Source organism: Streptomyces sp. 12E, from assembly GCF_055633275.1.
Map to the genome: position 1 here is coordinate 7,081,675 of NZ_JBVNCJ010000001.1, position 12,990 is coordinate 7,094,664.

Genomic DNA, 12,990 nt, shown 5'->3' on the forward strand with positions numbered 1-12,990 from the left:
GACGGGAGTCATGCCGGAACGTACTGTGCCGGTCCCGCCCCCACCCGATCCGGAGAAGGCATGAAGCCCGGTTTTCGTCGCCCCGTCCGTGCCGCCGCACTCGCCGCCGTCCTGCTGGTCACGGCCGCACCGGCCACGGCGGCCGGCGCTCCCGGAGCGCACGCCCCCGCGGTACCGCTGCGGGTGGCGACGTACAACATCCACGCCGGGGCCGGCGTGGACCAGGTCTTCGACCTCGACCGCACCGCGGCGGCCCTGCGCGGCCTGCGGGCCGACGTGATCGGCCTCCAGGAGGTCGACGTCCACTGGGGCGCCCGCAGCGACTTCGTCGACGAGGCGCGCGCACTGGCCGGGAAGCTGGACATGCGGGTGTTCCTCGCGCCGATCTACGACCTGGACCCGGCCGGCCCGGACGGCGAGCGGCGGCGGTTCGGCGTCGCCGTACTGAGCCGCCACCCCGTGCTCGCCGCCGAGAACCACGAGATCACCCGGCTCTCCACCCAGACACCCGATCCGGTGCCGGCCCCGGCGCCCGGCTTCGCCGAGGTGGTGGTCGACGTGCGGGGCGCGCACGTGCACGTCTACACCACGCACCTGGACCACCGGGCCGACCCGTCGGTCCGTGAGGCCCAGGTGGGGGACATGCTCGCCGTGCTCGCCGCCGACCGCGGACCGAAGATCCTGACCGGCGACTTCAACGCCGAGGCGACGGACCCCGAACTCGCGCCGCTGTGGGAGCGGTTGCGGGACGCCGCCCCCCACGGCGGCGGGACGTACCCGGCGGCCGACCCGGTCAAGCGCATCGACCTGGTCACCGTCTCACCCGACGTCCGGGTGACCGGCGCCCGCACGGTGGCGACGGAGGCGTCCGATCACCGGCCCGTGGTCGCGGACCTGGAGGTCCGCCGACGAGGCCGCTGAACCGGCCACCGGCGGGCTCGCTCACCCGCCCTGGAGGCGTTGCAGGTCGGAGGGGCGGACCTGGATGGCCACGACGGCGATCAGCGCGGCGAGCACGGCGAAGACCGCCGCCATGACGAAGGCCGCCGAGACACCGGAGGTGAGGACCTCGTCGCTCCAGGGCGGTGGCAGCTCCCCGGTGCGCTGGAAGCGCAGACGCTCGGTGGGGGTCGCCTGCCGCAGGAAGAGCGGAACCTGTTTCTCCGCCTCGTTGCCGCTCGCCGTGCCGAACACCGTGACCAGGATGGACAGACCGAGCGAACCGCCGACCTGCTGGGTGGCGTTGAGGAGGCCGGAGGCCGCACCGCTCTCCTGCACGGACACGTTCGACAGAGCCATCAGCGTCAGCGACACGAACTCCATGCCCATGCCGAGGCTGAAGACCAGCATCGGTCCGAGGACGCTGCCCGCGTAGGTGGAGTGGACGTCGGTCAGCGTCAGCCAGCCCAGGCCCGCCGCCGCGAGCACACCACCCCCGACCATGAAGGGTTTGGGCCCGTGGACGGGCAGGAACCGCGAGGCCAGTCCGGCGCCGATCGCGATGACCGCGCTGACCGGCAGGAAGGCGAGTCCGGCCCGCAGGGGACTGAAGTCCAGCACGTCCTGCACGAAGAGCGTCAGGAAGAAGAACATGCCGAACATCGCCGCGGCCAGGCACAGCATGATGCCGTACGTGCCCGCGCGGTTGCGGTCGGCGAACATGTGCAGGGGGGTGATGGGCTGCCTCGACCTCCTCTCGACCAGGACGAACCCGGCGAGGACGAGGACGGCGGCGGCGAACGAGGCCAGGGTGAGCGGGTCCCGCCAGCCGTCCTGCGCGGCCCTGATGAAACCGTAGACCAGCAGCACCATGCCGACGGTGGAGGTCAGCGCGCCGGTGACGTCGAAGTGGCCGGGGTGGCGTTCGGACTTCCTGATCCAGCGCGGTGCGGCGAGGGCGATGAGCAGCCCGATCGGGACGTTGACGAAGAGCACCCACCGCCAGTTCAGCCACTCGACGAGCACGCCCCCGGCGAGCAGCCCGATCGCGCCGCCGCCCGCCGACACCGCGGCGAAGACCCCGAAGGCCCGGTTGCGTTCCGGCCCTTCGCGGAAGATGGTGCTGATCAGGGCGAGGGCCGTCGGGGAGGCGATGGCGCCTCCCACGCCCTGGAGGGCGCGGGCGGCGAGGAGCTGGCCGGAGTTCTGGGCGAGCCCGCCGAGCAGCGAGGCCAGCGCGAAGAGCAGCACGCCGACGACGAAGACGCGCCGTCTGCCGAGGATGTCGCCGGTCCGGCCGCCGAGCAGCAGCAGACCGCCGAAGGTGAGGGTGTAGGCGTTGACCACCCACGACAGGCTGGTGGTGGAGAAGTCGAGGGAGCGCTGGATGTGCGGCAGCGCGATGTTCACGATGGTGATGTCCAGCACGACCATCAGCTGACACGACGCGATGACCAGCAGCGCCATCGCGTTTCCACCGCCGCCGGTGTCCTGGGCGGCGTTCTGCGGTGCGGGGGCCGATCGCGGACCGCTTCCGGTCACGCCGGGTCGCCCTTTCGGGAGTCCACCGTTCGACCGTACGCGCACGTCCCGACGCCCACCACTCGATCACCACGGTCCCGCCGCCGGGGCACGGACCCGGTGTCCGCCTCACGTCAGCACGGACATGATCTCGTCGTGCACGAGGCGCAGTTGTTCGTCGGTCTCCGCCACTTCGTCCAGGTCCCGGCCGGTGAAGGCCCGCACCAGCCGGCGGTCGGTGAGGGCGCAGATGACGTGGTTCACGCCGCTGGGCGCGATCTGGGTACGGATCTTCTCCGCGCACTCGGCCGGAGCGCCCGCGACGGACAGCCGCTCGGCGACCTCCGGTGTGGTGAGTGCGATGCCCCTCGCCAGGTCACCCGCGCCGATCGCCTCGATCACCGGTTTCAGTTCGGCCGGTTCCACGCCGTTGCGGCGCAGTTGTTCCTCGGGCATGGAGGAGGAGTAGATCCCCACCATGCTGCGGGCCGCCTCCTTCGCCGCCCGGGAGTCGGGCCCGGTGGCGAACACCACCCAGGCGCCGATGTCGAGGGAGCGCCAGTCCTTGCCCGCCCGCTCCGCGCCGGCCTTGATGTGGCGGACCGCGTACTCGTAGGCCTCCGCGGTGTGGCTCAGTGCGTGGTGGCATCCGTCGGACAGTTCACCGGCCGCCTCGAAGGACTTGGGCCCCCGCATCGCCCCGAGCTTCAGGGGCACGCGCTGCTGGACCGGGCGGGCGAAGGCGAACAGCCCGTCGTAGGAGTGGAACTCGCCGCGGTGGGTGATGGCGCCCTCGCCCAGCGGCGTCCGCACGACGTGCAGCGCCTCCTTGACGCGGGACAGGGGCCGGGTCCGGGTCCAGTCGATGCCGTACTGCGCCAGGAGGCCGAAGTCGCCGCCGGACAGCACGGCCTCGGCACGACCGCCGGAGAGCTCGTCGAGCGTGGCCAGGGACTGGGCGATCAGCGTCGGTTCACGCAGGGTCACGGGGGAGACGCCGGGTCCCAGACGAATGGTGCGCGTCTGGCCGGCGGCCGCGGCGAACAGCAGCCACAGGTCCTTGACGGGCGGCACGTCCACGTCGGGGTCGCGGGGTACGCCGACCGCTTCCCCCAGGGCCTGCGCCGGACCATGGAGCGGTTCGGCGCCTCGGCCCCCGGGCCGGCCGGCGTGGACCGGCCCGGACCGGTGGAGCGGCGCGGGGGCCCGGTACCCGTCGGCGGGGCCCTGCGCCGCATCGCCTGCGCCGAGGGGCTCCTCGTGGGCGACGCGGCGGGCGCGGTCTCGCCCCTCACCGCCGGGGGTCTGGATCCGTGTCTGCGCCTGTCGGAGCCGGCCGCCGCCGTCCTCGACGACGCGCTCCGGTCGGGGCGACCGGACACGCTGACCCACTACAGCGGAGCCGCCCTGCGCGCGCACTTCCGGGGACGGCTCGCCCTGCGCAGGGGCCTGGCGCACATCCGGACACCGGCCGTGACCACGGCGGCGTTCGCCTTGCTGCGCACACCGTTCGGCCGGGCCGCGGCCGGTCGTGTCCTCTTCGGCGACCGGTCCTTCCCCGACCCGTCGTCCACCGGCCGGAGGGGGTGAGCAGGCCGTCGAGCGGGGCGGGTACGCGCTCGGGGCGGAGGGCCTCGGCGAGATGCGCGTCCGTGGTGGGCCGTGCGGCCCTTCTCCGTGCCGGGGAAGCGCCGCAACCGCTGCTGCGGGTTCGTTCCCGCTGGGCGCCCCGGCTCGGGAAGGTCCGCACGACTCCCTGTCGGTCAGGAGAGGAGTCTCGGCCCCTTCCGGGCGGCACCGGCGGGGAATTCCCGCCGGCGCCGCGCGGTCCGGGGCGGCTACGGCGTCACGCAGCCGATCGTGCCCGCCGGGAAGTCGTTGCCCGACGATGTGGCGGTGAAGCCGAACGTCACACTCCCGTCGGGGTTGATCACCCGGTTGTGATCGACGTTCCGCACGGTCACCGTGCCGTCGGATCCCTTGGTCAGGGAGCCGTTCCACGCACTGCCGATCGTGGTCCCGGAACCGGGCTTCCACTGCACGGCCCAGCCGTTGAGCGGCGACGTCCCGTGGTTCATCACCTCGACGGAGCCCTGGAAGCCGCCGTTCCAGGAGTTCGCCACGGTGTAGACGGCCATGCAGGAACCGGTGTGCGGCGGCGGGTCCGTCGGGTCCGGGTCCGGGGGCGGCGTGCCGCCGGAGTCGCCGATGCCGGTCACCTCGCCGTTGCCGCCGTCGAAGACGACGTCGGAGCAGGAGAAGAAGTTCTCCTGGCTGTCCGAACGCACCCACTGCATGAAGATCAGCGCGTCGCCGGAACGCCCGGAGGGCAGCTTCAGGTCCCAGTTGTAGTGGCCGCCGTTGGTGCCCGGCGAGCCCTGCTGGGGCGGGTTGGTGACGGTCTGGATGAGCTCGAGGTCGTTCCAGCCCAGCTGTGACGTGGGCGACCAGCCGGGTTTGGTGAGGTAGACCTTGAAGTCACCCGGATGCGCGGCCCAGTTGCTGTACTTCACCTTGACCGTCGCTCCGGACGTCAGATGCGTCCGGGGCCAGTCCGCGCGGGCCGCGTTGTAGGCGGAGAAGTCGTACGGGGAGCGGTCGCCGGCGCTGCAGAGCGTGCCGTCCGGGACGTAGCCGGCTCCGCGCCCGGCGGCCCTGGAGTCGAGGACGGCGAACCAGTTGTACAGCGCCGACGGGCCGCTCCGGTTCAGCGCGTCCCGGCACGCCGGGTTGGTCGGGTTCAGTCCGCCGGTGCCGGTGACGGCGTCCAGCTGACAGAGGTAGGTGCGTGATCCGGGCATCATCGCCACGCCGTGCGCCCGCGCGTCGTTCTGCCAGAGGAAGCTCAGGCCGAGCCCTCCGAGAAGGGTGGCCAGCACTGCTGCCAGGGAGACGAATCTCCGTCGTAAGGCCATGGGATCTCCTGTGCCGGTAGTGGAAGGGTCGGACAGGGGCGGGAGGTGGAGACCCCGCCCGTCCGGGGGAACGGCGTCAACCGGAGGGGCGGGGGGTTCGAGGGGCGGGGCCCGGCCCGCCGGAGCGGGAAGGAAGAGGGGCCCCGGGCCGGGGACGCGGCGGGTGCGCGGCCCGCCGGCCGCGTCACGCGGTCGTGCAGGCGGTGCCGTTCAGGCTGAAGCCGTCCGGCCGGGCGAAGGAGCCGCTGTAGGTTCCCTGGAAGCCGAAGTTCTGGCTCCCGCCGGGTGCGATCCGCGCGCTGCCGTCCAGACCGCTCGCCGTGACCGCGCCGGAGGAAGGACTGACGGACGCGTTCCAGGAATGGGTGACGCGCTGGCCGGAGGGCAGGGTGAAGGCGAGCCGCCAGCCGTCCACGGCGGACGGACCGGTGTTCCTCACGGTGACGTCCGCGGTGAAGCCGCCCGGCCAGGCGTTCGTGGCGTACGACACCGTGCACGCGGCCGGGCCACCGGGCCCGCCCGGTTCGCCCCCGCCGCCGGTGTTGACGGTGGAGGAGAAGGAGTTCACCGCGAGTCCCGCACCGTTCTGCCAGGGCTCGAAGCCCGCCTGGACGCTCGTCAGGTACCAGTCGTTCCGCGCCATTCCGCGTGCGACGGTCTCCCGGACGAAGTCCATGACGTCGAAGCTGAAGCTGCTGACCGCCGACGGTGCGACGAACGACAGCACGTCGTTGGTGCCGTTGCCGCCCGACCACACCTGCCAGGTGCGCCCGGCCACGGTGGCCGTGCCGACCTGGGAGCCGATCGGCTGGATCGGACCCACCTTGTTCAGCCAGATCATGATCTCGGTCCGGTTCACGCCGTCGGTCCGGGGCGCGGGGTCCAGCCAGATGTCGTACGAGGCGTTGTACACGGCGTCGTTGACATAGCCGTACGAGATGCTGCTGGGAGCGCTGGAGATGCCGCTGATCCGCGCGGGCAGGGCGGTTCCCGGCGAGCAGTTGGTGTAGTGGCAGCCGTTGAAGACCGACGGGTACGACTTCGGGGCCCCGTTGGTCGGCACCGAGCCGTCGGCCCGGGTGACGCGGAAACCGGTGTCCGTGGCGGTGACGCACTGGGTGGCGCTGGTGCCCCAGCGGTTGTTCTGGACGACGTAGCGCCCCTGGACGGTGGTCGATCCGTACTGTTCGCAGATCGTGGTGTCGGCCTGGGCCGACGCCGTCCCGGTCACCAGCGCCGCGACCACGGCGAGAGCGGTGAGGAGCGTCGCGAACAGGCCGCGCAGGGCCCGGGTGTGATGCGGTAACCGTCGCATGCGGGGACCTCTCCGAGAGGATGTGGGGGGGGCAACCGGCGGGAGCGCTCCCCTCTCCCCATTGATGGGAGCGCTCCCAGTGGTGTTTCGGAACGGGACTGTAGGAGCTACACATGTCCCTGACAAGGCTGTGCGCGGGAAACTGTCGAATTCATTTCGAAGCCGCAGGTCAGCGAGGTGCTCCCGAAGGGCTTTCCGGCTCGGGAGCGCTCCCGAAACATTCGACGACCCGGTGCCCCGTGAGACGGCGGGGGAGAGGGGGAAGGCGGGTCAGGCGGAGTCGCGCAGCACCAGCTCCGTACGGAGGATGACGTGCCGCCAGGCCACCTCCGGCTCCTCCATCTCCTCCAGGAGCAGCCGCACCATCGTCCGGCCGATCTCCTCCAGCGGCTGACGCACCGTCGTCAGCTTCGGATCGGTGTGCTGGGCGAGCGGGAAGTCGTCGAAGCCGATCACCGCGACGTCCTCCGGCACCCGGCGTCCCGCCGCGCGCAGGGCGTCGAGCGCGCCCGCGGCCATGGTGTCCGACGCGGCGAACACGCCGTCGATCTCCGGGGCGCGCTCGATGAGTCCGGCCATCGCCCGGCGCCCGCTGTCCGCGGAGAAGTCCCCCTCGGCCGTCCAGGCCGGCCTGCTCTCGGCGCCCGCCCGCTCCAGCGCCTCGCGGTAACCGCGCAGCCGGCACTGGGCCACGTACATGTCGAGCGGTCCGGTGATGGTCGCGATCGAGCGGCGTCCGAGGCCCAGGAGGTGCGCCACCGCGCCGCGGGCGCCGCCGGTGTTGTCCGCGTCGACGTAGGTCACGCTCTCCTCGCCCGAGCGCCGCCCCAGCAGGACGGTGGGCAGCCCCACGTCGGCCAGCATGTCGGGCAGCGCGTCCTCGGCGTGCACGGACATCAGCATCACGCCGTCGACCCGGCCGCCGCGCGCGTACTCCACCAGGCGCTGGCGTTCGGCGTCCGTACGGACCAAGGTGAGCAGCAGCTGCACCCTGGTGTCGGTCAGCGCGTCGCCGACGGACCGGACGATCTCCGAGAAGAACGGCTCGCCGAACTGCCGCCAGTCCGGTTCCGTCATGACCAGCGCGACGGCGTCGGCCCGCCGTCCCGCCAGCGAACGGGCCGCCAGATTGGGCACGTACCCCAGTTCGGCGATGGCGCGCTGCACGGCACGGCGCGTCGAATCCTTCACGCCCGCCGCGTCGTTGATGACCCGGGAGACGGTGCCCCGCCCCACACCGGCGAGCGCGGCCACCTCCTCCAGCGTCGGTGTGCCGGGACGCCGCCTGCCCATGACCACCCCCCACGAGATCACTAGATCTTACGGCCACCGGGCGCCCGGGACGGCCGGTCCCGCGTACCTCCGACCAGATCGAGACGGCCGGAAAGGAGCCCTCGCGCGCCCGCCGGCGGACGTGCCCCTCCTCGGCGCCGCCCCCGCCGGCGGACGCGCCGCGTCAGGACGGCGTACGGCGCGTCCCCGGCGCGGGCTCCTCCCGTGCGGTCGGACGCGGCGCACCGGGGCGGACACCCGGCGCCGCCCGCCCGCCCACCCGCAGGAGCGGCCAGTCCGCGAGGTCCCGCAGGAACTGACGGTCATGGGTCGCGACGACGACGGCGGCGGGGGACGTGGCCGAGTACGGCGGCGACGCCCTCCACACCCTGCTGATCCTCGCCCTGGTCGTCCTGGCGGCGCCGCGGGTGACACCGCCGCGGGCCGCGGGAGTCGCGCTCACCGTCAGCTGGGGGGTCGAGTCCCTGCAGCTCACCGGGGTGCCGGCGGAACCCTTCCGGCACAGCACCGTGGCCCGTCTGGCCCTCGGCTCCACCTTCAGCGCGCCGGACCTGTTCTGGTGCACGGCCGGCGCGATCGCGGGCGGGCTGGCCGTACGGGGACGCACGGCGCCGGCCGGGGAGCCGTAGCGGGCGGTACCGGTTTCACCGGGCGGCGAGGTGATACCCGGCCCTCGGACTCGTTCCCACACGCGCGGGAGGACTCATGGCAACCGGCGAGACGGGCTTCAGCGATGTCGTGTACGACCTGATCTCCGTGCAGTACCACTCGTTGAAGGCGGGCCACGACTACGGCCAGTACGTCCGCGACGCGGAGAACGCGGAACAGAAGGAGATCGCCGACTTCTTCAGGGAGGTCATGGAACAGGACGCGGAACGCGCGGCTCGCTGCCACCGGTACCTGGCCCGGCTGTCCGGCACCGAGAAGGCCGGCCCCGCCGTCGGCTGACCGCGAAGGCGCGGCTCCGTCCGGCCGGCGCCCGGGTGTCCGGCCGGGCGCCCGGCGTGGGGATGGACACCCGGCGTGCGGACGGACGTCGGGCACCGCACGCTGGTGCCATGGCGAACGACCGGCCCATCGTGATCTACCCGCCCGGCGCGGACGGCGGCCGGCGCGTCCGCGACGGCGCGCGGTTCCTCGGGATGGCGTACGGGCTGCTGGACGTGGTGGAGTTCCTGCGCCTCGAGGGCCTGGAGAGCGTCGACCACGACTGGCTGCGCCGGTCCACGATGGTCGAGTGGCGCGGCGGCGGCCCGGACGTGTGGCGTGCTCGCGGCTGACGGGTGCGGCAGCGCGCCGCCCGTGGTGGACGCGGTGGACCGCGTCCTCACGGGGCGGACCGGAACGGCCGGTGCCGCCTCCTGCGGCGCGCCCTTCGACGCGCTCGAGCCCTGACGGGGCCTTAAGGCCCCGTCAGGGCTCGAGCGGTTCTCCGGGAGGCGCGGATCAGCGGGTGAAGGTGACCCGGTGCTCCTTCAGGGCGCCGCAGTTGGAGCCGTACACCTGTACGTGCACGGTGTCGATGCTGCCGCCCCAGTCCACGCAGTGGCCCTTGCCGTAGACGTAGGTCGGCCCCGCGTACGACGTGTACCACCCGCCGTCCTGGTCGCCCGTCTCGGTGTCGGGGACGTAGACCCACGCGGACATGTCCCGTGCGGTGCCGGGGTTGTTGCGGATGGTCGTGACGCAGTTGCGGCCGTTTGCCGAGTTGTACGTCAGGTAGACGGTGCCCAGCGAGCCGACGGCCGCCGAGTTCACGGTCTTGTAACCGCTTCCGCACACCTTCTGCGGGGTGGTGCCGGGTGCGGCCGCGGCCGGTGACGCCAGGGCGATCGTGGCCCCCACCGACAGGGCGGCCGACGCGGAGACGGCCAGGACGGAACGACTGAATCTCATATTTCCCCCTTGCGGCTCTTGGAGCGGTTGCTCCTGTCCGGTGAGACTTGCGAGCCGGGCGAAGGGTTGTGCCGTGTTCGACGGCGGATGCCGGTTCCCGGTCCTCGGGCACGCGGCGGGAGATCCGTCAGCGGCGCGAGCTCCTCCGGTGGTTCCGTTCGTCGCCCATGGGCATGGTGGCCTCGGTGGCCAGCACGATGCCGTCGCGACGGCCTTGCCGACCGTCTCCTCCGACTCGTCCTCGCCGTACCAGTCGGCGGTGTCGATGGGATCGACGCCGGCCTCCAGTGCGGCGTCGACGATGGCGGTGGCCTCCTCCTGGGTGGTGCGTCCGATCCTGCCGAAGTTCATCGCGCCGAGCGCGAGGGTGCTGACCTGGACACCGTGCGGCCCAAGGTGCGGTACCGCATGTTCGTATCTCCTCGGTACGGGGCGTGTGCGGGGGGACCGGCGACGCACGGCTTGGTGGCCGGGCGCCCGCTCTGGCATCATGAGCAATCGGAACCGTGTTCCGGAACAATATGGAACGGGGTTCCGCTTTGGCGGGCGGTGGTGAGCGGAAAGGAGCGCAGCGGTGAGTGACGGCAGCGGTGAGGAGGGCGCCGGGCGCGCGGCGCCGTCCCAGCGCAAGGACGCCCGGCGCAACAAGGAGGCCCTGCTCGACGCCGCCGCCGCGGTCTTCGTCGCGTCGGGCGTGGACGCGCCGGTCCGCGACATCGCGGCACGGGCGGGAGTCGGAGTGGGGACGATCTACCGCCACTTCCCGACACGGGCGGACCTCATCATCGCCGTCTACCGGCACCAGGTCGAGGCCTGCGCCGAAGCCGGTCCGGCCCTGCTGGCGAGCAGTGCGACTCCGCACGCGGCACTGGGGGAGTGGGTCGCTCTCTTCGTCGACTTCCTGGTCACCAAGCACGGTCTCGCCGCCGTGCTGCACTCCGACGAGGCCGGCTTCGAGGCCCTGCACGCCTACTTCCTCGACCGTCTCGTGCCGGTCTGCGCCCAACTGCTCGAAGCCGCCCGGGCGGCCGGTGAGATCCGCTCCGGCATCGACGCCTACGCGCTCATGCGCGGCGTCGGAAACCTGTGCATCGGCGCGGAGAGCGACCCCCGTTACGACGCGCGCCGACTGGTCGAACTCCTCGTCGCGGGACTGCGCTCGCCCCGGCATCCCCTTCCCGGGCGGTGAGCGGCCCGGGGCACGACGTGTGACACCTTTGACCGGTCTTCGTCCCGCGGGCCCGCCGACGGCGCCCGCGCGCCCGTGGAAGCGGCGTCGCCGGCCCCCGGAAGGCGTCGGGCGCGGAGCGCGCCTCCCCCGCCCGCCGAGCGCGCGCCCCGCCCGCCGTCCCGGTCCGCGGCGCGTTCGCCGGCGCCGTCGGGGTCCCGGAGGAGAGCGCGGCGGTCACGGGCCGCGACACGGCGGCCCGTGACCGAGGACGCGTCGGCCGGGGGCGCTTCCGCACCGGCGTGATCACGCCGTGGTGCCGGGGCGGCGCCCCGGGCCCGGGCGTCAGAACGGGAGCCGTCCGCGCGCCCGCCGTCCCGCGGACCCGCTGCGGCCGACCGCGCGGGAGCTCGAGCGGAAGGGCTTGCTGAGGAGACGCCCGAGCGGCCCCGGTGCCTTGGACCCGGCCCGGGAGCCGACGCCGAGAGTGCGTTGTGCTCCGTTCTGCGGGTGCCGGGAGAGACGTGGGACGAGGAAGGCGAGGACGGCGATCACCACGCAGACGGCGACGATGCCAACGACCATCATGGAGGCCTCCGGGGTCGGGAACGTGAACACCGGACCGGTTGGTCCGCAGGAGACCGCTTGCCCCGTCCGGGGATGAACACGCCCCGATCCGGACCGCGTGTCACTGCTTCGCCTCGCGTTCGGCGCCGCCGGATCGCCGGGCGCCCCGGCAGGCGCGGCGGGGCGGTCCCGGCGCCGACGGGTGGTGAACGGTCCGGCAACGGCCTTTCCGTGGCCGGACTTTGCCTTCTCTTTACAACCCGTGCCGCCGCTGTCCCGTCTCTTCGCACGATCCATGACCCAGCCCGCCCGGTCATCGTGCGGGCGGAACGACGAAAGAGAGCGATCCATGCGCCGAACTGTCCTCAGCGCCACAGCACTTGCCTGTACCGCCGTGCTGGCGAGCACGACGCCCGCGCTCGCCGACGGGCCCTCCCCGATCCCCGCGACCACCGTGGCCCCCAGTGAGTCGCCGGTCCCGGCCGACGCCACGGACCCGAGCCCGGTACCGGCCGAGGACGACGCGCCGGACCAGTCGGCGGCCCCCGGCGAGGTCGCCGTCGTGCCGAGCGGCGCGCCCGACACCGGCGTCGCGTCCGCGGAGTCCGGGGCCGACGGCGCGCTGATCGGCGGGAGCGCCGCCGCGGTGCTCGCCGCCGGCGGCGCGGCGGTCCTTCTCGTACGTCGCCGGCGGGCGACCACGGCATGACGCCGCTCTCCAGGCGTGCCTTCGCCACCGCGGCGGCGGCCGCGCTCCTCGGCGGCTGCGGCGGCCACGGGAACGACCGGTCCACGGCCGGACGCCCCGGGAGCACGGCACCGTCCGCACGTCCCTCCGCGAAGCCGGCGCGCGTCCTCGCACGTTCGGTCCCGGTCGGACTGGAGATACCGGCCATCGGGGTCGACACCCCGGTCATACGGCTGGGGCTCGCCCCGGACCGCACGGTCGAGGTACCTCCGGTCACGGCCCATGACCGGGCGGGCTGGTACCGGCACTCGCCGACGCCCGGCCAGATCGGCCCGTCGGTGATCCTCGGCCACGTCACGGTCGGCCGCCACGGGGACGGCGTCTTCCGCCACCTCGCACGCCTGCGCCGGGGGGACGGGATCGTGGCGCGCCTGGAGAACGGTACGGCGGCGGTGTTCGCCGTCGACTCGGTCCGCACGGTCGCCAAGGCGGACTTCCCGACGGACGCGGTCTACGGTGACGTCGGCCGTCCGGAGCTGCGACTCATCACGTGCGGTGGCCCGCGCACCGGCGACGAGTACCGCGACAACGTGATCGTCTTCGCGAGCCCCTGAACCGCCACCGGGCCCCCGGGCCGGCGGGCCGTGCGCCCGCCGGCCCGGCGACCGCTCCCCCTCCGACACCCGTA

The 12,990-nt window shown here is 73.2% G+C and carries 14 protein-coding genes and 2 pseudogenes; 8 read left to right on the top strand and 8 right to left on the bottom strand.

Translation table 11 applies throughout. The features are described from left to right. Positions 1 to 60 precede the first annotated feature (60 nt). A complete protein-coding gene (locus ACZ8ZB_RS32580) occupies positions 61 to 921 on the top strand; it encodes an endonuclease/exonuclease/phosphatase family protein (RefSeq protein ID WP_470741160.1) in 861 nt (286 codons plus the stop codon). A gap of 21 nt (positions 922 to 942) precedes the next feature. On the opposite strand, the gene ACZ8ZB_RS32585 is transcribed toward ACZ8ZB_RS32580, so the two are convergent. Both ACZ8ZB_RS32585 and ACZ8ZB_RS32590 read right to left on the bottom strand, forming a co-directional pair. Then, on the bottom strand, positions 943 to 2,406 hold the full coding sequence (locus ACZ8ZB_RS32585; RefSeq protein ID WP_470741639.1) for an MFS transporter: 1,464 nt from the start codon (positions 2,404 to 2,406) through the stop codon (positions 943 to 945). Between the two features lie 183 nt (positions 2,407 to 2,589). Next, on the bottom strand, positions 2,590 to 3,540 hold the full coding sequence (locus ACZ8ZB_RS32590) for an LLM class flavin-dependent oxidoreductase (RefSeq protein ID WP_470741161.1): 951 nt from the start codon (positions 3,538 to 3,540) through the stop codon (positions 2,590 to 2,592). Here ACZ8ZB_RS32590 and ACZ8ZB_RS32595 point away from each other — a divergent pair. Next, a pseudogene (locus ACZ8ZB_RS32595) lies at positions 3,517 to 4,050 on the top strand (FAD-binding monooxygenase); the annotation flags it as partial. The gene ACZ8ZB_RS32590 and the pseudogene ACZ8ZB_RS32595 overlap by 24 nt on opposite strands. Positions 4,051 to 4,298: 248 nt before the next feature. Here ACZ8ZB_RS32595 and ACZ8ZB_RS32600 read toward each other — a convergent pair. The 3 genes from ACZ8ZB_RS32600 to ACZ8ZB_RS32610 all read right to left on the bottom strand — a co-directional run bounded on the left by ACZ8ZB_RS32600 (position 4,299) and on the right by ACZ8ZB_RS32610 (position 7,983). Further along, positions 4,299 to 5,375 (bottom strand): lytic polysaccharide monooxygenase auxiliary activity family 9 protein, encoded by a 1,077-nt coding sequence (locus ACZ8ZB_RS32600; protein WP_470741162.1) that lies wholly within the window; start codon positions 5,373 to 5,375, stop codon positions 4,299 to 4,301. 184 nt (positions 5,376 to 5,559) lie between these two features. Next, positions 5,560 to 6,690, bottom strand: a complete 1,131-nt coding sequence (locus ACZ8ZB_RS32605; RefSeq protein ID WP_470741163.1) for a glycoside hydrolase family 12 protein — start codon at positions 6,688 to 6,690, stop codon at positions 5,560 to 5,562. 270 nt (positions 6,691 to 6,960) lie between these two features. Then, positions 6,961 to 7,983 carry a LacI family DNA-binding transcriptional regulator gene (locus ACZ8ZB_RS32610; RefSeq protein WP_470741164.1) on the bottom strand — a complete coding sequence of 341 codons (1,023 nt, stop codon included), beginning with the start codon at positions 7,981 to 7,983 and terminating at the stop codon, positions 6,961 to 6,963. A gap of 335 nt (positions 7,984 to 8,318) precedes the next feature. Between ACZ8ZB_RS32610 and ACZ8ZB_RS32615 the strand changes: the two genes are divergently transcribed. The 3 genes from ACZ8ZB_RS32615 (at position 8,319) to ACZ8ZB_RS32625 (ending at position 9,263) form a co-directional block, all read left to right on the top strand. Continuing rightward, positions 8,319 to 8,612 carry a ribosomal maturation YjgA family protein gene (locus ACZ8ZB_RS32615; RefSeq protein ID WP_470741165.1) on the top strand — a complete coding sequence of 98 codons (294 nt, stop codon included), beginning with the start codon at positions 8,319 to 8,321 and terminating at the stop codon, positions 8,610 to 8,612. Positions 8,613 to 8,688: 76 nt separating this feature from the next. After that, positions 8,689 to 8,931 (top strand): acyl carrier protein, encoded by a 243-nt coding sequence (locus tag ACZ8ZB_RS32620; protein WP_470741166.1) that lies wholly within the window; start codon positions 8,689 to 8,691, stop codon positions 8,929 to 8,931. Positions 8,932 to 9,041: 110 nt separating this feature from the next. Further along, positions 9,042 to 9,263, top strand: a complete 222-nt coding sequence (locus tag ACZ8ZB_RS32625) for a hypothetical protein (protein ID WP_470741167.1) — start codon at positions 9,042 to 9,044, stop codon at positions 9,261 to 9,263. A 166-nt stretch (positions 9,264 to 9,429) separates the two neighbouring features. Here ACZ8ZB_RS32625 and ACZ8ZB_RS32630 read toward each other — a convergent pair whose 3' ends face one another. Next, on the bottom strand, positions 9,430 to 9,879 hold the full coding sequence (locus ACZ8ZB_RS32630) for a spore-associated protein (RefSeq protein ID WP_470741168.1): 450 nt from the start codon (positions 9,877 to 9,879) through the stop codon (positions 9,430 to 9,432). Between the two features lie 130 nt (positions 9,880 to 10,009). Further along, positions 10,010 to 10,289, bottom strand: a pseudogene (locus ACZ8ZB_RS32635) (aldo/keto reductase); the annotation flags it as partial. A 164-nt stretch (positions 10,290 to 10,453) separates the two neighbouring features. On the opposite strand from ACZ8ZB_RS32635, the gene ACZ8ZB_RS32640 reads away from it, so the two are divergent. After that, a complete protein-coding gene (locus ACZ8ZB_RS32640; protein ID WP_470741169.1) occupies positions 10,454 to 11,068 on the top strand; it encodes a TetR/AcrR family transcriptional regulator in 615 nt (204 codons plus the stop codon). Positions 11,069 to 11,392: 324 nt separating this feature from the next. Here ACZ8ZB_RS32640 and ACZ8ZB_RS32645 read toward each other — a convergent pair whose 3' ends face one another. Then, positions 11,393 to 11,635 (bottom strand): DUF6411 family protein, encoded by a 243-nt coding sequence (locus ACZ8ZB_RS32645; RefSeq protein WP_470741170.1) that lies wholly within the window; start codon positions 11,633 to 11,635, stop codon positions 11,393 to 11,395. Between the two features lie 328 nt (positions 11,636 to 11,963). On the opposite strand from ACZ8ZB_RS32645, the gene ACZ8ZB_RS32650 reads away from it, so the two are divergent. Together ACZ8ZB_RS32650 and ACZ8ZB_RS32655 are read left to right on the top strand one after the other, a co-directional pair. Continuing rightward, complete coding sequence (locus tag ACZ8ZB_RS32650) at positions 11,964 to 12,323, top strand: sortase-dependent protein (protein WP_470741171.1); 360 nt, start codon at positions 11,964 to 11,966, stop codon at positions 12,321 to 12,323. Continuing rightward, positions 12,320 to 12,916, top strand: coding sequence for a class F sortase (locus ACZ8ZB_RS32655; RefSeq protein ID WP_470741172.1), 597 nt, complete (start codon positions 12,320 to 12,322; stop codon positions 12,914 to 12,916). Before ACZ8ZB_RS32650 ends, ACZ8ZB_RS32655 begins: the two co-directional genes overlap by 4 nt. Positions 12,917 to 12,990 lie beyond the last annotated feature (74 nt).

What these genes read in the sequence shown, in the direction of transcription:
- ACZ8ZB_RS32580 (WP_470741160.1), top strand. Translation starts at nt 61, where the DNA reads ATGAAGCCCGGTTTTCGTCGCCCCGTCCGTGCCGCCGCACTCGCCGCC.
- ACZ8ZB_RS32585 (WP_470741639.1), bottom strand. Translation starts at nt 2,406, where the DNA reads ATGGCGCTGCTGGTCATCGCGTCGTGTCAGCTGATGGTCGTGCTGGAC.
- ACZ8ZB_RS32600 (WP_470741162.1), bottom strand. Translation starts at nt 5,375, where the DNA reads ATGGCCTTACGACGGAGATTCGTCTCCCTGGCAGCAGTGCTGGCCACC.
- ACZ8ZB_RS32605 (WP_470741163.1), bottom strand. Translation starts at nt 6,690, where the DNA reads ATGCGACGGTTACCGCATCACACCCGGGCCCTGCGCGGCCTGTTCGCG.
- ACZ8ZB_RS32610 (WP_470741164.1), bottom strand. Translation starts at nt 7,983, where the DNA reads ATGGGCAGGCGGCGTCCCGGCACACCGACGCTGGAGGAGGTGGCCGCG.
- ACZ8ZB_RS32620 (WP_470741166.1), top strand. Translation starts at nt 8,689, where the DNA reads ATGGCAACCGGCGAGACGGGCTTCAGCGATGTCGTGTACGACCTGATC.
- ACZ8ZB_RS32625 (WP_470741167.1), top strand. Translation starts at nt 9,042, where the DNA reads ATGGCGAACGACCGGCCCATCGTGATCTACCCGCCCGGCGCGGACGGC.
- ACZ8ZB_RS32630 (WP_470741168.1), bottom strand. Translation starts at nt 9,879, where the DNA reads ATGAGATTCAGTCGTTCCGTCCTGGCCGTCTCCGCGTCGGCCGCCCTG.
- ACZ8ZB_RS32645 (WP_470741170.1), bottom strand. Translation starts at nt 11,635, where the DNA reads ATGATGGTCGTTGGCATCGTCGCCGTCTGCGTGGTGATCGCCGTCCTC.
- ACZ8ZB_RS32650 (WP_470741171.1), top strand. Translation starts at nt 11,964, where the DNA reads ATGCGCCGAACTGTCCTCAGCGCCACAGCACTTGCCTGTACCGCCGTG.
- ACZ8ZB_RS32655 (WP_470741172.1), top strand. Translation starts at nt 12,320, where the DNA reads ATGACGCCGCTCTCCAGGCGTGCCTTCGCCACCGCGGCGGCGGCCGCG.